The organism is Xanthomonas sp. WHRI 1810A (assembly GCF_040202885.1).
GTDB lineage: Bacteria > Pseudomonadota > Gammaproteobacteria > Pseudomonadales > Pseudomonadaceae > Aquipseudomonas.
Genome location: NZ_JBEGED010000008.1, coordinates 59,106 through 77,184 on the forward strand (window position 1 = coordinate 59,106; position 18,079 = coordinate 77,184).

Annotated in this window: 26 protein-coding genes; 5 read left to right on the top strand and 21 right to left on the bottom strand. The window is 57.0% G+C overall.

The features are described 5' to 3' along the window. Positions 1-21: 21 nt before the first annotated feature. The 9 genes from ABQX22_RS13450 to ABQX22_RS13485 all read right to left on the bottom strand — a co-directional run bounded on the left by ABQX22_RS13450 (position 22) and on the right by ABQX22_RS13485 (position 8,180). On the bottom strand, positions 22-2,184 hold the full coding sequence (locus tag ABQX22_RS13450) for a glucosyltransferase domain-containing protein (protein WP_349800254.1): 2,163 nt from the start codon (positions 2,182-2,184) through the stop codon (positions 22-24). A 368-nt stretch (positions 2,185-2,552) separates the two neighbouring features. Next, positions 2,553-3,023 (bottom strand): GNAT family N-acetyltransferase, encoded by a 471-nt coding sequence (locus ABQX22_RS13455; protein WP_349800256.1) that lies wholly within the window; start codon positions 3,021-3,023, stop codon positions 2,553-2,555. Between the two features lie 18 nt (positions 3,024-3,041). Beyond that, positions 3,042-4,751 carry an ATP-binding protein gene (locus ABQX22_RS13460; protein WP_349800258.1) on the bottom strand — a complete coding sequence of 570 codons (1,710 nt, stop codon included), beginning with the start codon at positions 4,749-4,751 and terminating at the stop codon, positions 3,042-3,044. Between the two features lie 91 nt (positions 4,752-4,842). Then, positions 4,843-5,946 (bottom strand): phage integrase Arm DNA-binding domain-containing protein, encoded by a 1,104-nt coding sequence (locus ABQX22_RS13465; RefSeq protein ID WP_349800566.1) that lies wholly within the window; start codon positions 5,944-5,946, stop codon positions 4,843-4,845. Continuing rightward, positions 5,927-6,169, bottom strand: a complete 243-nt coding sequence (locus ABQX22_RS26905) for an excisionase (RefSeq protein ID WP_441005277.1) — start codon at positions 6,167-6,169, stop codon at positions 5,927-5,929. The genes ABQX22_RS13465 and ABQX22_RS26905 overlap by 20 nt, the downstream gene beginning before the upstream one ends. A gap of 19 nt (positions 6,170-6,188) precedes the next feature. Further along, a complete protein-coding gene (locus ABQX22_RS13470) occupies positions 6,189-6,695 on the bottom strand; it encodes a hypothetical protein (RefSeq protein WP_349800260.1) in 507 nt (168 codons plus the stop codon). Positions 6,696-6,751: 56 nt separating this feature from the next. Then, positions 6,752-7,189 carry a hypothetical protein gene (locus ABQX22_RS13475; protein ID WP_349800262.1) on the bottom strand — a complete coding sequence of 146 codons (438 nt, stop codon included), beginning with the start codon at positions 7,187-7,189 and terminating at the stop codon, positions 6,752-6,754. Then, complete coding sequence (locus ABQX22_RS13480; RefSeq protein ID WP_349800264.1) at positions 7,186-7,758, bottom strand: hypothetical protein; 573 nt, start codon at positions 7,756-7,758, stop codon at positions 7,186-7,188. The genes ABQX22_RS13475 and ABQX22_RS13480 overlap by 4 nt, the downstream gene beginning before the upstream one ends. Continuing rightward, entirely contained in the window at positions 7,755-8,180 is a 426-nt protein-coding gene (locus tag ABQX22_RS13485) for a hypothetical protein (protein WP_349800265.1), read from the bottom strand. Before ABQX22_RS13485 ends, ABQX22_RS13480 begins: the two co-directional genes overlap by 4 nt. Before the next feature lie 66 nt (positions 8,181-8,246). On the opposite strand from ABQX22_RS13485, the gene ABQX22_RS13490 reads away from it, so the two are divergent. After that, positions 8,247-8,558 (top strand): hypothetical protein, encoded by a 312-nt coding sequence (locus ABQX22_RS13490; RefSeq protein WP_349800267.1) that lies wholly within the window; start codon positions 8,247-8,249, stop codon positions 8,556-8,558. Between the two features lie 700 nt (positions 8,559-9,258). Here ABQX22_RS13490 and ABQX22_RS26910 read toward each other — a convergent pair. The 4 genes from ABQX22_RS26910 to ABQX22_RS13505 all read right to left on the bottom strand — a co-directional run bounded on the left by ABQX22_RS26910 (position 9,259) and on the right by ABQX22_RS13505 (position 11,860). After that, on the bottom strand, positions 9,259-9,507 hold the full coding sequence (locus ABQX22_RS26910; protein WP_441005278.1) for a DUF7220 family protein: 249 nt from the start codon (positions 9,505-9,507) through the stop codon (positions 9,259-9,261). Beyond that, positions 9,504-9,728 (bottom strand): hypothetical protein, encoded by a 225-nt coding sequence (locus ABQX22_RS13495; RefSeq protein ID WP_349800269.1) that lies wholly within the window; start codon positions 9,726-9,728, stop codon positions 9,504-9,506. The genes ABQX22_RS26910 and ABQX22_RS13495 overlap by 4 nt, the downstream gene beginning before the upstream one ends. 66 nt (positions 9,729-9,794) lie before the next feature. Further along, positions 9,795-10,985: a hypothetical protein gene (locus ABQX22_RS13500; protein ID WP_349800271.1), complete on the bottom strand. Its 1,191-nt coding sequence runs from the start codon at positions 10,983-10,985 to the stop codon at positions 9,795-9,797. A gap of 8 nt (positions 10,986-10,993) precedes the next feature. Next, positions 10,994-11,860: a DNA cytosine methyltransferase gene (locus tag ABQX22_RS13505; protein ID WP_349800273.1), complete on the bottom strand. Its 867-nt coding sequence runs from the start codon at positions 11,858-11,860 to the stop codon at positions 10,994-10,996. Between the two features lie 328 nt (positions 11,861-12,188). On the opposite strand from ABQX22_RS13505, the gene ABQX22_RS13510 reads away from it, so the two are divergent. Then, positions 12,189-12,404, top strand: coding sequence for a hypothetical protein (locus ABQX22_RS13510; protein WP_349800274.1), 216 nt, complete (start codon positions 12,189-12,191; stop codon positions 12,402-12,404). Here the strand turns inward: ABQX22_RS13510 and ABQX22_RS13515 are convergent, their stop codons facing one another. Beyond that, the gene (locus ABQX22_RS13515; RefSeq protein WP_349800276.1) at positions 12,405-13,259 is read right to left on the bottom strand and encodes a DNA adenine methylase; all 855 of its coding nucleotides are present in this window, start codon (positions 13,257-13,259) and stop codon (positions 12,405-12,407) included. It abuts the gene before it with no gap. A 52-nt stretch (positions 13,260-13,311) separates the two neighbouring features. On the opposite strand from ABQX22_RS13515, the gene ABQX22_RS13520 reads away from it, so the two are divergent. After that, a complete protein-coding gene (locus ABQX22_RS13520; protein WP_349800278.1) occupies positions 13,312-13,518 on the top strand; it encodes a hypothetical protein in 207 nt (68 codons plus the stop codon). Between the two features lie 185 nt (positions 13,519-13,703). Next, complete coding sequence (locus ABQX22_RS13525; RefSeq protein ID WP_349800280.1) at positions 13,704-14,396, top strand: hypothetical protein; 693 nt, start codon at positions 13,704-13,706, stop codon at positions 14,394-14,396. Between the two features lie 31 nt (positions 14,397-14,427). Here ABQX22_RS13525 and ABQX22_RS13530 read toward each other — a convergent pair whose 3' ends face one another. The 4 genes from ABQX22_RS13530 to ABQX22_RS13545 form a co-directional block, all read right to left on the bottom strand. Beyond that, positions 14,428-15,243, bottom strand: coding sequence for a DUF2303 family protein (locus tag ABQX22_RS13530; protein WP_349800282.1), 816 nt, complete (start codon positions 15,241-15,243; stop codon positions 14,428-14,430). Between the two features lie 38 nt (positions 15,244-15,281). Continuing rightward, positions 15,282-15,629 carry a hypothetical protein gene (locus tag ABQX22_RS13535; protein WP_349800284.1) on the bottom strand — a complete coding sequence of 116 codons (348 nt, stop codon included), beginning with the start codon at positions 15,627-15,629 and terminating at the stop codon, positions 15,282-15,284. Between the two features lie 94 nt (positions 15,630-15,723). Continuing rightward, positions 15,724-16,020 (bottom strand): hypothetical protein, encoded by a 297-nt coding sequence (locus tag ABQX22_RS13540; protein ID WP_349800286.1) that lies wholly within the window; start codon positions 16,018-16,020, stop codon positions 15,724-15,726. Between the two features lie 11 nt (positions 16,021-16,031). After that, positions 16,032-16,298, bottom strand: coding sequence for a hypothetical protein (locus ABQX22_RS13545; protein WP_349800288.1), 267 nt, complete (start codon positions 16,296-16,298; stop codon positions 16,032-16,034). A gap of 111 nt (positions 16,299-16,409) precedes the next feature. Here ABQX22_RS13545 and ABQX22_RS13550 point away from each other — a divergent pair, with 111 nt between their 5' ends. Beyond that, positions 16,410-17,000 (top strand): hypothetical protein, encoded by a 591-nt coding sequence (locus ABQX22_RS13550; protein WP_349800290.1) that lies wholly within the window; start codon positions 16,410-16,412, stop codon positions 16,998-17,000. 27 nt (positions 17,001-17,027) lie between these two features. On the opposite strand, the gene ABQX22_RS26915 is transcribed toward ABQX22_RS13550, so the two are convergent. The 3 genes from ABQX22_RS26915 to ABQX22_RS13560 form a co-directional block, all read right to left on the bottom strand. Further along, a complete protein-coding gene (locus ABQX22_RS26915; protein ID WP_441005279.1) occupies positions 17,028-17,198 on the bottom strand; it encodes a DUF3927 family protein in 171 nt (56 codons plus the stop codon). Then, positions 17,199-17,633, bottom strand: a complete 435-nt coding sequence (locus tag ABQX22_RS13555) for a tellurite resistance TerB family protein (protein WP_349800292.1) — start codon at positions 17,631-17,633, stop codon at positions 17,199-17,201. 69 nt (positions 17,634-17,702) lie between these two features. Next, positions 17,703-17,903 carry a hypothetical protein gene (locus ABQX22_RS13560; RefSeq protein WP_349800294.1) on the bottom strand — a complete coding sequence of 67 codons (201 nt, stop codon included), beginning with the start codon at positions 17,901-17,903 and terminating at the stop codon, positions 17,703-17,705. Between the last annotated feature and the right edge of the window lie 176 nt (positions 17,904-18,079).

Below are 18,079 nucleotides of genomic sequence, written 5' to 3' on the forward strand. Positions count from 1 at the left end.
GCGAGGTGCCATAGGTACCTCCTATGGTTTAAATTGGGCGTGCATGGGGTCAGGCTCTTTACCTAACCTGACCAGATAGCGATTACCCACTTTTCTAACTGACCCGGCAGCAGGCCATACTGGCATATCTCTGAATATGGGCGTCATCGCAACTCGCTGATCGTCAGGCGGTGCAGACAGGTTTTCGTAGCCCATGACCTTCATGTAATTAAGCATGCGGTCGAGACTGCCATCGTCCCATCCGAAGAAAGAACCTTGCATGGTTGCCCACCAGCCAGTGGCATAAAGGGTCTTAACCAACTTGTAACCGTAGATATCAATCTCTAACGGCGAAGTCCTGTCAAAATCTGAGCTAAGCGCACCAATTTTTTCATAAATATCTGCCGCGAGTGCCCTGTCATGGGCCTGTGTGATGGTTGCTGAGGCAATATACTGAGATGTCACACTAAATATCTGCAGCTGATACACGCTGACCAAGAGGACGGCAAACACAAGCGTTAAACGTCGCTGATTGGAAAGCACGATAAGACATGCCAGCCAACTCACGTACGCAATCGCCAACATGGCGCGCATCGGGAGCGGCGCGCCGCCTGACAGGAAGTGCAGAGTAAACGGGGCTGTCAACACCCCTATCCACAGCACCAGCCTCACTGCAGTTTTACCAAGGCGCCTCGAAAGTATGCTTAACGTAGCGCACGCGACAACCAGTGTCGCCAGCCCGATATCAGTGCCATACCTGACGCTATCCCCGGCATAGATGTTGCGCATTTCATTGAAGATGGCCAGCAGAACCTCTACTGGTTGCTCTAATATAACTTTGTAGTTCAGGAATTTCCCGACATATCCGCTGTCAGCTGCAATATATTTCTGTGACAGTAAATTGATGAGCCCGTAACAAATGATGGACGCGACGACTACTAATGCATTTTTAAGGAGGAAGAATGATGAAGCCTTAAGCAGTGCACCGCCATGACCTACTTCGTTTCTCGACCTGATCAGTAACGCACCGAAGATCATAGTTATGTAAACGAGCAACAGTGACTGATATGCACTTGTGGCGCATGCCAACATTAGAATAATAATAAAATTTTTCACGCATGCTAACAGCAAGGTACCGCGTTTTAGCTGGGTCTTGATGAAGACCATATAGAGGCTAAGACTGATGAAAAATATGCCGAACGCAACTGCGGCTACGTTGGAATAAAATTCAGATATAAACCACCACGTTGGAAAGGCACAGAATACCGGATAAATCGCATAGCTCTTCCAGTTTGGAATATAGTTATGTGCTCGGAGGATGAGTGCATAGGAAAGTGCAAAGCTAATGACGAGAAAGACGTAAGGGGCAAATGGTATGGCGGACTGCGGAAATATATATTTTTCCGTTAGATATACAAACCAACGGCCCTGGGAAACCCAGACTGCCGGATCTTGTCTGACGGCGGCCATTTCGTCGTCAATAGAAAAAGAAAACGACGATAAAAAATACGAATAAAAGATGCAGCCTATGCCAATGAGCCAAGCGACTTCCTTGTAGTTAAAGCCGTCCCGGCGAAATATTTCTTGAATACGCTCTATTAGCATCTCGATGTCGTTTAGTAAGGTATAAAGTGAGCTTCTGAATAATAGACCCAGCATCACCAAAATTGCCAACAGGAAGCCAATAAAGCTACTTTTCAGAAACCGTTTTTTAGCCAGTCCGTGAAAATCCAGCGACACATTGACCTGAGGATCTTTAGCATCGGCGGTAGTGCTGATGATGCCACCTGAGTTGACTTGCTCCAGTTGTGCAATATCATTAAGAGCCTCCAGCTTGATAACGCCCGGCTTCAGTTTTTCTTCAAAAGCTAATACATAAATATCTGTCACTTTTAATGTGCCTGGCTCTTGCAGAAGGTCCCATCTGATAGAGGAGTATTCGCCGCTAAGCGGGAATATTAATTTATTATGCCCCAGTTTTATATTTTCCCATGAGCTGTTTGCCTGCGAGTAAGCTTGGTCTTTGCCGAAGAATAACTGTGACCTCCCTGGCGTTGAAGCTTCAACTTCAACGACCAGTGACGCTCTGCTAAAAGACGAATAATATAAAAGTCCGCTTAAAGCAATCCCCACTAAAAAGAAAACTGCAGCCCATCGTCCCAGAAAACTTGCATCGAGGGGTTTTACTTTATTTGAAATATCCATGTCTCGGCTCAGTTATGAACAGTAATGTCTAATACTATGGTCGGCTTGCCGCCATCGCATGCACAAGCGCGTTTCTGTGAAAAGTCACGCAATGGCGTAGCCTATCATAAAGCCATTTAATATGACGAGTCGGCTGGCGGCACAGAACAAACTGAAAGAAGCAAGAGGATCACGACGATTAATTCGCGTGAAGGCCTTAGTTTCGGCGAGGATACGTCAGGCCACGTTGAGAGCTAGTCTGTCAATGCAAAGAGCTGATATTCAAGGTACCGATCAATCCGGCTGCCTGATGGCATAAAGGAAGCGGGCATCGCGCCCGCTTCCTGTGTTTTACCTCGACGCCGTCGCGTTCGAGTTCTGTTGCCCGCTCACCCCAGCTGTTTCCCCATCGTGATTTCACAGGGGACGAACGCTGCACTTTTGTATAACGCCAGTGCCGCTTCGTTGTCAGCGAACACGTTCAGTTCCAGACGCCGGATGCCGCGCGCGAGCGCCCATTTCTCGGCTGCCTCCAACGCCCGCTGGCCGAAGCCTTGTCGCTGGAATTGACTGCGGATTTCCAGGTCGCAGATGAACAGCGTCGCCGGTTCACCCGGCTGCAACCTGACTTCAAGCCACAGTTCCCCCACGATGTCTCCGGTGTCGCTGCAGAGGTTGAAAAAACAGTGATCTTCAGTGTGCTGGCCGTTGGGGAGCAGCGCGTCGAGATTGCTGAAAGCGCATTCCAGGGCCCGCGCTGGCGGGTATTGGTAGGTGCGTTCAAGGTCTCGGGCGTAGCCCGCGACGGACTGTCCGATGAACGCATCGAATTCGTTTTCAGTCATGGGCTGCATCAGCATGGCGAGACCTCCTTCTGCTCATTGTTCACGGTCACCGGTCTTCTCCAGGTGGGAGCGCAGGGCGCGTTCCAGTTTTTCCAGCGCCAGGGCGAGCGCGGTCTGGCGGGCGACGATCACCTCGTCCGGCGCATGCTCGTCGCAGGCGTCTTCCAGCGCTTCGCACATCTCGATGACGTGGCGGGCGGTGATGATCCGGGCGGCGCCGCGGATCTTGTGGCCGATGTCGCGCAGTTGCTGACGGTGGCCGTCGGGTGTCAACGCCGAGAGCTCTTCGCGGTCGTCACGGTTGCTGGTGATGAGTTGCTCGATAAGGCGCCGGGACATGCCTTCGCGGCCACCGGTCAACGCGGTGATGCTGTCGGGGGCGAAGGTGTCCGGATCATCGGCCAGGGCGGGTGGGGGGAGGGCTTCCACCTTCGACAGGCGCTCATTGAGCGCGGTCAGGCTGATGGGCTTGAACAGGCAGTCGTCCATCCCCGCGTCACGACAGCGCTGTATTTCCTCCGGCTGGGCATTGGCGGTGAAGCCCAGCACGGTGCACCTCTGCCGTGACTCGCTGCGCTCCAGTTCGCGGATACTGCGGGTCAGGTCATAGCCATTCATGACCGGCATGTTGCAGTCGGCGATCACCAGGTCGAAGTGCCCGCTGCGCCAGCGTTGCAGTCCCTCTGCACCGTGCACGGCCATTTCGCAGTGGTGGCCGAGAAAACACAGCTGCTCCAATAGCAGCAGGCGATTGGCCGGGTGGTCGTCGACGATCAGAATCTCCAGCTGTCTGGCCACAGGCGGCACCGTCTCCCGGGGCAGGTTTTGGGGGGGCAGCGCGTCCAGCGTGGTCAGGTCCAGGGTCATGTCCACCCGCGTGCCGTGCCCGGGTTGGCTGTCGAGGCGTAACGTGCCGCCCATCATTTCACACAGGCTGCGGCAGATGACCAGGCCCAGCCCGGCACCGGTGCGTGCCAGCTGACCCGAGTTGTCGACCTGGGCGAAGGGCTCGAACAGTCGCTGCTGATCCTCCTGGCTGATGCCGATGCCGCTGTCATGGATCATCACGTGCACCCGCAATCGCTGGGGCGTCGGACGGTCCTCGGTGTGCAGGCTGATCTTGACCTGGCCCTGCTCGGTGAACTTGATGGCGTTGCTGATCAGGTTCGACAGAATCTGCTTGAACCGCAACGGGTCGATGAGGACATCGGCATTGATACTGGCGTCCAGATCAAGGGCCAGCGTCAGGCTTTTCTGACGCGCGAGCCCGTCGAATACACGCACCACCGATTCCACCAATTGCCGCAGATTCGCGCGTTCGGGGCTCAGGCTCAATCGGCCGGACTCGATCCGGGCAATGTCGAGGATGTCGCCGATCAGCTCCAGCAAGTCCTTGGCGGAGCTGTAGGCCACTTCAATGGCGGGCCGGTCCAGCTGACCCTGATCGGCGCGCATCAGCGCCAGCTCCAACATGCCGATGACGGCATTCATCGGCGTACGGATCTCGTGGCTCATGGTCGCCAGGAACGTGCTCTTGGCACGATTGGCGTCATCGGCAAGGTCCTTGGCGGTTTGCAGTTCCTCGATCAACCGGCGCCGGTCACTGATGTCGATCCAGCCGCCGATGATGCCCTGGACTTTGCCCAGTGAGTCGCGGAACGGCAGAATCCAGTGATAGATGGTCAGGTGCTGATCGCCAATGTGCAGCGACCGATCCAGTACCAGTGGTGTGTCCTGCTCCAAGATACGCCTGTCGCGCAAGTAACTGATTTGAAGAGGAAAATAATCCTCCCCAAATCCTCCCCAATATATCCCCGAAATTCCTGCTCCAGGCTTAGGCTACTTCGATCCACTCGGTACCGCGGCTGTCCCTATAAAGGTCGGTCATGGCTGCTGTTCGATGGCCAAGCAATTTCTGAGGGTCGCGCCCTTCGGCAGCATGCAGGCGCGCCGCGAGAGACCGCATTTCATGGAACGTTGGCGGGCTGTCGCTCAGCGTCAGACCTATCTTCGCCGCAGCCCTGTCCCTCTCTTCGGCGAACGCTGACGAAAGGCCATCCAGCTTGATCTTTGTCCCCGCCCGGGCGCTGCCGACAGTCTTCGAATGGTGGATCATGTGCTTCGAAACTACTCGGTCTCTGCAGCGCTTGATTGCGGTGGCCAGATCGAGGTCAATTGCCTCCAGCCGAATACCGACACTGATGCGGATCTTGGCCTTCGTTTTGGACTGAATGACATGCAGATGACCGTCGACCTCGTCCTTGAAAAGCATCGACGCGATGTCGTCCCGGCGTTGACCAGTGAGCAAAGCCAGCTCCATTGCCCGCCTAAGCCACGGTCTTTGAGTTTCTTCATAAATTGCTTTCCAAAGAGCCAGGCTTAAACGTTCCCGTTTTACCTGGACGCGTGCCGCTTTGGTCGCATCTACAGGGTTTTGATCACACCAGCCCGCGGCGATCGCCTCCGCAAAGACGTCGCGTAAAAGCGAACGTAGGGCCCTCGACATGTTGGCCTTGCCTGCCTTGTTGAGCGCGGAGAGAAAACTCGCCACATCCATCGTTCGAATGCTCCGCAGCTCTTTTTCCCCGAACTCATCTTCTAAACGCTGAATTCGGCTTTTGTAGCTGTGCATTGTGTGAGGTGAGAGACCTTTTTCCGCATAGATAACCTTGTGTTCAACAATCCAGTCAGCGAAGCACCGGGCTTTCTCAAGGGGCGGCGCAGATATTCGCGACGCGAGCGTTGGCTTCAAGACCTCTGCGTGGTTTGCCGCCACAGCCTCGCGTATCGCGGTGTCCTTGTCCTTGCCCAGGCCAAACGCGCGTCCGGTCACTGGGTCACGGTAGGTGTAATAGGTCACGCCGTTTCGCTGATCAGTTTTGCGATACAGGTTTGGCGGCAAATCTTTGGAACCTGGACTACGCGGCCTTGGCGCCATGTCGAGCACTCTCTATTCTGCTAATCAGGCTTGTGCCCGTCGGGGCTCTTTCCATCTTCTCGGGTACACGGTAGCAGGCGTCCGATTCAACGTAGTACCGCTTGCCGTGTTTGACGGGTGCCGGCGAAATCCTGCCCTCGCGCGCCCAGGTCCGAAGAGTGTTGAGATTCGGCGGCGACTTGAACTGGTCCGTCGCCCATTCCTCAAGTGTCAGCTTTGTCATGGCGTTCTCCGTCCGGGGTCTATGCAGGGTTTAGTGGTGGGTACTTCGCCAGAACCTCGTCGGCAACCTTCATCGCGGCCTGGGCGTCGTTCACATAGGCCGGATCGAAACCGCCGCACAGGTGGATAGTGGCCTGGCATGCACGCAAATTTTCTCGGTTCAGCTTGAGCGCGGCGGTGAGTTCTTCCCGCATCGCGCCTTCGGCAAGGCCCATATCCCAGAACCTATTTGCCCAGTGCCCGGCAGGTGGCTGGTTGTTTCTTTGGTAACCACAGGCCATCGCCGTGGCGATGATGTCGCACAGGCCGCTCTTGTAGGCGTTTTCGCCATCGATGCTCAGGTCCGCACGCCGGAGAGTGCTGATGACCTCATCCAGGCTGATGCCGTTGTCCTTCAGTACGATGTCGAGGTCAGGCTTGCCTTCGGCGTAGACCACCAGGCAAAGCTTCGCCCCCGGCCAAAGGTGGTCGCTGATCTGAACCAGCGCATCGTTGGCGACTTCGTGAAATCGTTGAGTTGCAGACATAGGAATTCCTCGCCCGCCGTACACCGGCTGGCTTGATTGGAAGGATGGGGAAGGGGTTACTCCGCCGGCGGCGGCAGTAGCTTTTGCGCAGCTTCGACCATGCGGCGGCCATCGGGCAGCAACATATGCGGCATGAACACCTCTTCGAAGGTCATCAGCGAGCACTCAACCGCTGTGACTTGGGCCTTCACCCAGTCGCGAAGCAGTGAGCACACCGCGATCTGCGCGATGTCGGCGGCCTTCTGCTTATGTTCGGCCAGCGTGGATCGCATCCGACTGGTGTGTGGGTGCTCCTTCAGCCAGGCCGTTGCGTAGCCGCCCCAATGCCCTGGCAACTGAACAGTCCGGCCGCGGTGCTCAAACTGCACCAGGGTTATTTGCTCGCGCGCCTTGTGCATGATCCCGTAGTTGTCGCAGCCGAACCGGCCGAGGATCTTCTGGATTTCAGCGAAGGCCTTGTCACCGCTGGTGGCGTTCTGGTAAGGCAGACTCATTCCGAAACCTTCAAGCGCTGACCGAGCATCACGTCGGTGACCACTTCCCAGAGTTTCGCTGGCGACCACTGATAGCGATCGAACTCGCCGTCTGGCGTAACGCCAACCAAGCAGGTTGAGTGAGCACCTTTCTGGCCTTCGAAGGTTTTCTGCATGATCGTGGCGACTTTGCCATCCCCTTGTGGCTCGGTCCTATGAAATTTGTATGCGCCCTGCCGGTAGCACTGGCCGGCGCCGATGAGATCGTCGTTCATGGCGATCATTTTAGTTCGTCCGTCCGGAACCCAGGGGCGCCCGCCGCACGCGGTACGGGCGCCTTCATGCAGATACATCACGTAGTCACCGTCATCGTCCCAGACATCGGCATACTCGATGTTGCGCTGCGTCCCCACCAGCACCCGCGACACGAAGTCGAAACGGTGATCGTGGATGGCCGAATGTTCGAAGCAGGAACGGCGTGGCAAGTCAGGGTGCCAGATATGCAGGCGCTGACTTGCTTCGAGCTGCACCTGGACGAAACCCAGGCCGTGCAGCGTGATTTTGTCAGTCATGATGTCGTCGATGATCATGGCCTCACCACTCGGCGTGCCCATTGCACATAGGGACCGTCGTCGGTATCGAAGATGCCCAGCAGAAACCATTCAGGAGCTGGCGATTCAGGATTCCAGGCTGTGCAAGCGGCGTCTTCATCTGGGAGGTCGTAAATCTCGTCCCCGGAGTGCCAGCCTTTAACCTGCAAGCGCTGTTCTGCCACCCATGCCGTGTACGGCGCAGGGTCTTCGCCGTCGCCGAAGTTTGGAATGTCTGGGTGCCACCACCATCCGCCAGTGTCACGCACCACCTCTACTGGCCCAAAGGGCCTGGGAGCGTGGGTGGCACAGAGGGTAATGCTGTGTACTTCCGAATACTGTCCACCACCCGAGTCGTGGTCGAGCGAGCAAGTGCAGTTCTTCGGGTTTCCATTCACAAAAACCAGTTTATTGTCAGGCATGACTTCGTCCTCGCCGCTAATGCAGCAGGCTTTATGGGTAGGGTTATCAGGGTTGCTGCAGACGGTATGGACCTTCCATCCGGGATTGTTGAATTAACAAGCGCTCTGGACAGTCAATACAACAGGCGGTCGATTATCGATTGCGGGAAAAAAGGCCGTTCCATGCAAGCCGCTTACGATTTTCGTTTTACTTCTCACGAGCTCTTGCTCGCCCTCGACGCATCCACAATCCAGATGATGAAACTGGTAGCCGCGTCCGGCATGGGATCTGTTGAATGGCACGCACAGGTACGCGCTCATCACGCGGCTTATGCAGCTCTTCATCTGCACCTTGAAAAGCCCGGCGCAGCGGATTTGATGGCTGCCTTGCAGCGCTAGAAGATTGAGCATCAGCGAAGGTTTTATGAGCCTTTAGCAAGCTTGGGCCATCCCAGACGGTGCGTATGCGAATCACCAAATCGCCAGTTAAGTGGGTTTGTTCTTAAACGACGTGCAGCTGGTGGTTTAAGTATCTTTAGAAAACTTCCACATCGTTGCCAATCCCGTCGAATGGCTATTCCGCATTCACCTGTTCGGACCGATAATCCCGCCGTCATTTTCTAGGGGTGCGGGATGCGCAAACGTGGTCAGAAATACTGGCAATGGTCTGAAGCGGATATCCACGTCCGGAATCATGACGAGCGGCTGAGTTCGGGGGTTTTTGTGAACATTCAGGTCCGACACTCGGCGTCAGCTGGGACCCAGCTTTTCGTCGGCTTATACGGCGAGAAGGGGGTCATGATTATTGAAGAGATTTATGAGTCTCGGCCTGGGGAGACGATGACTCAGGCAATTGAGTGGGGAGTTGGCAGAGCTAAGAAACTTGCTGGTGATGGGCCTGTTACTCCGATTGTGGCTGCGAAGTCTCTTAAACTGCCGCGACAGGGCTCCCGGCTATTTAAGCCTTAAGGTATGGTTGACTCAGCGCTCGGTACCTCATCATAAATGTTGGTGGCGCAGAAGCGTGCGGCGGGGATGATGAGAAGGCAGGCAAAGAACAACCACCCGAGAACGATCAGTGCAGCCAGCTCCCAGCCGCTCATGAGTGTGGCCCTCCGGACAGAACACGGGCCGCATTTTTCAGCCTTGTGTTGAACCACCTCCGTATCACGTAGCCTCGAACGATGCTGATAACCGTGAACCAGGCGCCGATTACCAGGTTGGTGCTGAATGGAACGTGGATTCCAACGAGAGGGAACACCAAGAGCTGTGATGCGAGAGCTACGAGGTAGCCAATTGCCGTGTTAATGCAGGTCTCGATGAATGATTCGATCTTTGTCTGACTCATAACCCCTCCTGTGGATACACGCCCACTTCACCCTGGTCGGCAGCGTTGGCGATTTCGTTGATTTGGCGAGCGAACTCACGGGCTTGTTTGGGCGTAATGCTGGACATGGGTAGACGGTGCAGGCTGATGGCCGGGCCGCCTTCAGAGAGCTGGTAGATGGTGGCTCTGATGCCGGAATTACGAGAGGAGTACGGGTGTACTCTTTGAGGTTTGGGATGCACGTTTACCTCAATGTAGCCTCGGCGGCTACTATTGGAAAAGTAGCCTCTAGAGGCTACTTCTGGGATTTAAGCGGCTGCCGATTGGCGTTCAGCCTGGCGCCACGGATCGTTGGCGCGGGCGAGGGCGGCCATCGGCGGAGGGCTGACGCTGTTGCCGCACATGTGGACCTGCTGGGTTTTCGTGAAGGGCTTACCGTCTGCGCCGTGCGTGATGATGTAGTCGGGCGGGAAGCCCTGCGCCTTGTACAGCTCGGCGGGTTGCAGCATCCGCAGGCAGATATCGATGATCACATAGGGCGTGCCCTTGACCATCACCGTTACGAGTGCCAGGCGATCCTTGGTGGTGATCGTCGGCGCGGGCTGGCCGCAGCCGCTCATGTTCTCCGTGCCGTAGTAGCTGATCAGGAACGCCGCTACACGGAGGGCGCCTTCTTCATGCTCTGGCGACAGCCGTAGCGACACGACCGAGCTTTTGCCGCCCCCGCCGGCCGTCACCGTCGGCGCTGGATCATCCAGGCTCTGGCCTACGCTGGCGCCGAACTGACGCTCCATGAAGGCCGACACCAGACCGTGGTGGGTTCCGCCTGCGCTGACTGTGTGCAGCGGGTCGTTGACGTCGCGGGCATCGCAGTTGCCGCGCAGGTGCACTAGGTTCGCCGCCACCAGTTGCTGCTGGCTGCCGGTGTTGGTGACTGTAGTCAGTGGCTCGTCGGCGCCCTTAGCGTCGGTGATATTGAAGCCGCCGTTCATCTGCGCCATAAACACAGTCGAGATGCCCATCGCGTGAGCGGCACCGGCCGGGCGTTGATAGTTGCCGCCGCTGGTGATCGTCGGCAGCGGTTCGTCCAGCGCCTTGCCAGCATCGTCAAACCGAAACTTCACTAAGTGCGCAGCGGCGACTGCGTGTTTCACGCCGCCGGCCACTACAGTGCCGAGCGGGGTTTCGATCCCCGGTGTTCGCGGCAACTGTCCCACACGTTCTCCATATCCTGTTTGAATCAGCGTAGGGCTGATCAATGTCAGCTCGCCACGGTTGGCGCACGTCACAGTCGGCAGCGGCTCCATCGGATCGTTGATGCGGTCACTGCCTTGGTGAGTGGCTGGCGCAATGACCGGGCTTACCACTGAGAACGCGCCGCCTTTGGGGTAGGAGGTGACGGTGCGCAGCGGCTGGTTGGCCGACTGCACCGTTTCCCCGGACCAGTTGGCAATGGGCACGATAAAGGGCGCTGGGTTGTCGATTACGAACTTCTTCATGCCTTTGGCTACACGGCGGAGCGTGGCCGGGGCCAAGTCTTTCTTGCGGCCGAAGATGCTTTTCCCCAGGTCAGTAAAGTCGATGCATTCCGCGGCTGTGCGCCAAGGCTTTTGCCCTTTTGCCCTTTTGCCGGCTTCCTGGCGTGGGTAGCTTCCGGCCAGATGATTGGCTGTCCATCGCAACGGGCGAGCATGAACAACCGTTCACGGCTGGTCGGCGCGCCGAAGTCACACGCCCTGATTACCTTCCATTCGACGACGTAGCCCATGTCTTCGAGAAGGGCAACGAATCGGCGCCATGTCCGGCCGCGTTGCTTCGGGTCTGGAATCAGGAACTGCTGACCTACCGGCACGACCTCACCAGGTGCAGCGATCGCGCCGCCCAGCTTGATCACCCGTCCGGTAGCTTTATCGCGCTTCGCGATCAGGCGGCCCCACTGCAAAATCTGCTTTACGTTCTCCAGGCTGATCACCCGGGGACGTTTCATGCCGGCCCACTTCAGCCCAATCCACGACAGGTTGCGAATCTCTCGCTTGCGCGGCTGGCCGCCGGCGGCCTGGCTGTGATGCGTACAGTCTGGCGACATGTGGAACCAGCCGACCGGCTTGCCGCCGCACTCTGTGTCCGGATCACCTTCGAACACATCCGTGGTGAAGTGCTGCGCGCCAGGGTGGTTGATGGTGTGCATGCTGATAGCGGTAGCGCTGTGGTTCTTGGCCACGCTCACCGCCCGGTCCAGGCCCATTTCCAAACCAGTGCCCGCGCCGCCGCCACCGCAGAAAAAGTCCACGACGATTTCATCGTCTTGCGGATCGAAGCCAAGGCCGTATTGAGTTTTGAAGTCGAAGGGGTGTTTCTTCTGATGTGCGGACATAGGGGTCCTTGCCGTGATCGGCTAGAGTCAGTTGGAGGCATTAAGGAGGCGGTATGGAATGCTTAATCTGCGGACATGAAACCAATCCGATCGATTCTGCAGGCGATTACGAGCAGCGCGCGTGCCCCAGGTGTGGGCTTTACAAAATCACCCGAACGGCTTTGACGACTCTCGAACACAATGGATGCCGGCTCGATCCTGATCGCGTGCGTCAATGGGTTTTCAGGCAAACCCCAACTACCGTCCCTTTGATCGACACGCAGATTGCGCTTCAGCTAATCGTTATTTGATCGGCTACGCTTAACTCTCCACAGGGAGGATGAGCGTCATGAACGACGAAAAAGTGATTGCGCTGGAAATGGCTTTGAAGGCCGTATTGAGCACGGCGCGCGAGCAGGGGATAGACGTAGAGCATCTGTCAGAAGCCGCGATTGATGGACTGCTGAAGTACGAGGCGTACAAGTCGCAACACCTCACCGACGCAGCCAATCAGATAGAGCGCACCATCTGTGCGCTGGAGCACCAATGGTCGGCGGCGGGGTGATCAGGCTCGTTCGCCCAGGTCCAGCCCGATCTGGCTGACGCGATCAACACATGCCGGGTTCAGCCAGATGCATTCGGTGCGGTTCGCTGTGCCACGCCCTGCTGATATTCGGGCGGACGTGCTGTAGCAGGCCCAATCCGTCAGCAGGTCGGAGTAGATCTCGCTCGGGTATCCGGACAGCACCACCATTCCGTCTAGCTCGAGCAAACTGTTCAGCAACGATCGGTGCTGGCCATCGTCCATTTCGTGTCTGTAGTAGCGGCCGCTGGATGCGCCCTTGTACCTGGTGTCGTGGACGTACGGCGGGTCCACGTAGTGAAGGGTACCGATCGCGTCGTGTGCCTTGATTACATCCACTGCCGGACGGTTCTCGATCAGCACGCCGCTCAAGCGCTGACCAACCTCCGCCAGTTGGTCGGGGTACTCAGCCCACAACGACTGGGCGGTTCCGTATTGCCGTTTCGTGTCTATGCGGAACCCGGTCACACCCTTGGTTGCGCCCGCTGACCCGAAACCCATCTGCGCCCTGATGATCGTCCGCCGTGCGCGCTCGATCGGTTCGTTGCTTGGTTCCCACGACAATTCGAATTCGGCGCGGGAGTAGGGCGTAAACACCAGGCGATCGGTGAGCCCCGATCGCGTCACCGGATCCTGAAGCACGCGGAACAGATTGACGATGTCGCCGTCGAGGTCGTTGTACACCTCAGCGTAGGACCGGGGCTTTTGCATCAACACCCCGGCGGCACCGCCGAAAGGCTCGACGTAGCACGTATGGGGCGGAAAGTGCTGGAGCACCCACGGAGCAAGTCGGAACTTGGCACCGTGGTATCGGATAACCGGTGCGGTGATGGTCATGTGAGTCCTTCGAGGATGGGTTACGCTTATCCTCCACAGGGAGGAATGGGTCATGAGCGGAGACAGGGCATTGGCATTGGCATTGGCGCTGAGCGCCGTGTTAAGCGTGGTTGCGAAACGGGGCTTGGGCCTCGACGAAGTGTCAGAGGCAGCCGTGGATGAGCTGCTGCAGTACCGGGCTTATAACGCTGAGCAGGTGCCTCTAGCCATTTTTGAAATAGAAGGAGCAGTCGATGCGCTTTCTGGCCATGTGGTATGAGCCAACCTCGATTGCGGAGTTAGCTGAGGGAGCATCGGAGCTGCGTGTCAATTTCGAGGAGCCGACGGGGCGTCGATCTGCCCACTATCACGCCTGCGCCGTCCTCCTATACGGGACGGTGGCGAATAGGTTGGTGTTGGGCTATACGTGTTGACCGGCATGGGGCCGGGCACAAGGAGTGGGTAGTGGCCAAGGCTTTGAGCGTCGTCTCATCAAGAAAGAAATTTATCGAAGCGCTGAACAGCAACCTTGACCTGTTCGAACAGATTCTTCCTCACGCGACTTACTCGTATCACGCCAACAAGTCGGCAATTCATCCCTCACAAGCTACGAGAGTAATTGGTCTTTGCTTCATGTCCAACATCGGCGCCTGGGAGGAGTTTCTTGGTCGAGTATTCATCCGATATATGGCTGGTGCACGTAGCCCTTCGTATGCTCCCGTACTTAAAATTGGCTCCTGTAACAGCATGGATCATGCAATCGATGTTCTCGCGGGGAAAAGTGACTATGATATTACAACTGGCTATTTAACCTGGACCAGGTTCGCAGATGTATGCTCAAAGGCGACGATCTTTTTCGAGCGTGGCGAGCCTTTTACAAAAATTCCACCCGTATACAAAGACCGAATTGCCGACGCAATCGTAATTCGTAATCGTGTTGCTCATAGTTCAGAAAAGTGCATTAAAGACTTCGCAAAAGTTGCTAAACGATACTTAAGCTTAGCTCCCACTGCCTCATTGCCTCAAGGCACCTCTGTCGGGAAGCTATTGAAGGAGACAGATGTAAAGCACTTTCAAACTTTCAACAGCTGCGCTAACTACTATGAGGCCTACGATCAGATGTTCAGGCACTTGGCATACATGCTGGTACCTGACTGAGATTGAAGCCCCCCTTAAACGGGGGCTTGATTTATCTTGGGTCGAATGAGCCAAGGGCTAGTTTGGCCGCGTCGCCAATCTTGTCCTCCAGCACTGCTTTGAATTCCTGAGCGATGGCCTCGCGCTGCACTTCCTCGCCGACCCAGCGCAGTTTCAGAACCGGTACCGATCCGCTGGTGATGACCGAAATGCGCAATATGATGAGCTGCTCGGTCAGGCCCTCGAATGGCACGACGTGGAACTGCAGCGCCGCCGGCAGGGTTTCTTTGCTGCGCGCTTCAATCTGGTCCATTGCACTACGGCTGGCGCTGGTATCGCCCACCTTCGTTTCCGACTCGCTGGTGGCCTTGATGGTGATTGTGCGAACCGCGGCGATCGCTTTGGCAATGGGAATCTCCGTGCCCGCGTCGTCGACGGGCGTCAGATACTGGTGCCAGTCTTCAATCCAGTCGCTCAGGTCCTTCTGCGAAAGCGCCCGGCCGCCGATCGCCTGTGCTGCGGTGTAGCCGGCCGAGGCCTTCAGCTTCAGCACGGCACGGTCATCGGCGTGGCCTGGCGTCTCGGTGTCGCCCAGGTTGAAGAGCAACACGCAGCTCATGTCGTCCTGATTGATGAAGCCGCGAGCCGCGTCCGTGGCGCGGTCAGTCACATAAGTGCTGAAATCGGCCAGGGAGTGGGTGGAGAAGATGCCGCGAAAGCGGCTGCGTAGCGCCTGGTATTTCTCCAGATCGATCACGCGGGCGCTTTCGGGCAGCACCACCGTAGGCACTAGTGTGTCCAGCGGCTTTCCGGTTGCTTCAAGCGCGGTATCGGTGATGAGTTGGATTGCTTCTTTGCTCAGGGACATTTTCAAAGTCTCTTGGGGAAGGATGGTCTATCGGTTAATCAGGTGCGACGTGGAATGGGCGCCTCGTCCCGGGTAAACATCTGGTCGTGTTTCTCGGCGAAAAGCGTAATCCGTCCGCCGCTACCGACATTCATCGGCGTCTCAAGGCTTGTGTTCTCACTGCGGGTGCCACGTTTGGTAGGCACCTTGTAGTCGAGCTTGTGCTTGATCTTGACCGAGGTGGATTCGCCGACCTGGGTGAAGTCCAGCGTAATCACCAGCTTCCCAGCCTTACCGTGGTCAACCACACCCGCGGCTACTTCCGAGAGGGCATGCCCGATCTGGCTGGCGAAAGCCCCGCCGTTGAGTTCATTGAGAAATTCGGTGGTATCTGTAGGAGTGGACATGCGTGATGCTCCGGTTGGGCTTTGAGCCCGCTGGGTGGGAGTTGGTGTTGGGATGGGCGACGACGACTGCTTGCGTTGAATATGGCGCGTCGCATCAGGTGCCCGTGATGTTGATGCCGTTCTCACTGGCAATCAGCTTGACTGTGCGGGTGTCACGCCCGATCTGATTGCCGATATCGCGCAGGGTCATGCCCTTATCAACCAGAGCCCTGACCTTGGGCGCCAGGGCCGTGCGGCGGGCTTTAAGCTTTTCGTGGTGAGTGGTGGTGCCCAACATCGGCGCTTCGGCACTGACGCCCGGTGCGATTTCCTGCGTGATGCCGCCGGCGGCAAAATAAGCATCGACCTGGTTCGCTATCTGCGCGGCGAGCTGCTTGTGCTGGTCGGGCATGTTCTCGCCAATCATTGCACCAGCCTCAAAGTGGGCTGGGATTCGAGGCACCGAGCGAAGTTGCTCGCTTCTTTCCAATTGGTGAAGGTCTCGCGCACAACGCGGGTAGTCAGTTCGACGACCTGGTACGAGTCCCGGGAGTGGTTGAGGATTTGGAAGCGGACCTTACTACCAGGCAATGCCCGGTCGGTGCGCTTGCCGAACTCGCCGCGTGCGGCGCTTGAGCGCTGGAGCAAATCCCCCAGCTCAACGATACGATCCTGAAATGCCTGATGCATGAGGTTTCCTCTTGTAGTGTTGCGTCTATTCGTCAGCGCTCTGGTTGGGGAGGGCTGACGGATAATCGCGGCGCAAAAGAAAGGCCCGTTTGACGTTCGGGCCTTTCACAGGTGCAGCAGTTCAGAGGCGAGGTTTTTGGCGGGATCAGTCAGCGCCAGAACGCAGAGACCCCGATGGTCGTTCGCCAGCGCTCGGCATGGGAACGCAATGGATCGCCTGACACGCTTGCAAGCGTTGAAGGTTCTGGCCTTTCAAAACTGAGCGTGGCACCGATCAGGATGATCTGGAGCATGTGTATCTCCGATGAAGTGGTGATGCAGGTGGCCGCGATTGCGGTGGTGGTCGTCCGCATCGGTCCTGCAATCTCAGAGGGCGCACCCTCTACCCGCCGTATTGGATGCCTCGTGACAGGCTGGCGGGTAACCGGTATTCACGTTCCGGCGAAATTGCAGGCCGATGCGGCCTGGTGCTGGGGAGTACCAGGTGCTCGGGCAGTTAACGTCAGGCTGACGCTGGCGCTGGTTGTTCTATCGTCCGACCGCTTCAAGCTCTGCGTGCTTCGCCTGCAGCTTGGCGATCAGCTCCAATCGCTCTGTACCGGGCAGCCTGCATGCCGCGTGGAACACGCCGTCAGCGGCGGGGCCGTCATACTTCGTCTCGCTGGCGGGTTGCCACATATGGAATTTGATGCGGTTGGTTGATCGCTTTGCCATGCCGTTGACCTGTGCCTACCGTTTCTTGATCAGTGGCCATATCAGCACACAGATCAAAACCGCCAGGAACCCGTCGGCGCACATGCTGATGATTCGAGATACCGAATCGATCACCACCACGCCGAAGAGCAGGGCAAGAATGAGAACCGCCCGCAGGCGACTCCGTACCTCCTTGACCCAGGCCAATTACAGGTGATCTTTCAGGTTCAGCCCCAGCAGTTTTGCCGAACGCTCCAGGGCTTTGAGCTCGCTGTCTTCAATCTCACCGTCAGCCTCGGCCACGGTGAGCATCACGTTCAACACGGTGAGCGCTTCTTGCGGGCTGTGGGCCAGGTCGCCCAGTTCTTTCTCGGCATTCTGCCGAAGGATGCGAGCACCAGATTTGAAATCGGTCTTGGCACGGTCGATGGTGTTCGACAGTTCCGGGCCGAAGCCCTGCAGCGCCGGGTTGTTGCTGAGGATTGTTTCGATCTTGCTGAGCTCGCTGTCTTCCAGCTCGCCATCAGCCGCGGCCACGTAGATCGCGCCGTACACAACCGCTTCCATCAAGTCGCGATTCGCCAGCTTCGAGACTGCCGCGCGGGCCTGTCCCGACTTCTTGCCGAACAATTTGCCTAACATTTGGGTTACCTCGGATGGGGTAAGGTATTTCCCAATGCACCCTGTTGCCAAGCTGCATCAGTGAAATTCTCAATCCGGCATGCGGATCTGCTCTTCGTTGATAACGGTGATGGAGCCGCGATCAGTGATCGCGACACGACCTGTGTACCCGGGATTGCGTTGGGCCAGCTGAGGGTGTTCTTTGAAGCTCGCTATGCGCCCGGTTTTGTTACCCAGGCCGGTGTAGATGACGTCACCTACCTTGATTTCACTTCCTCGTTTGTAAGCCATGCGTTTACTCCTTTGATTTCCCGTCTGGCCCTGTCGCCAAGGCCAGCCAGTGAAATCTGTTTTCTCCACCACACCCATCGCCCGATTCGTATCTCTGGCCGGCGTCGCACATTTCGTGTCCGATGTTCTTCCGGCTGGCTTGTGTGGCTTCGCGTGACCTCATATGGAGTTCACGG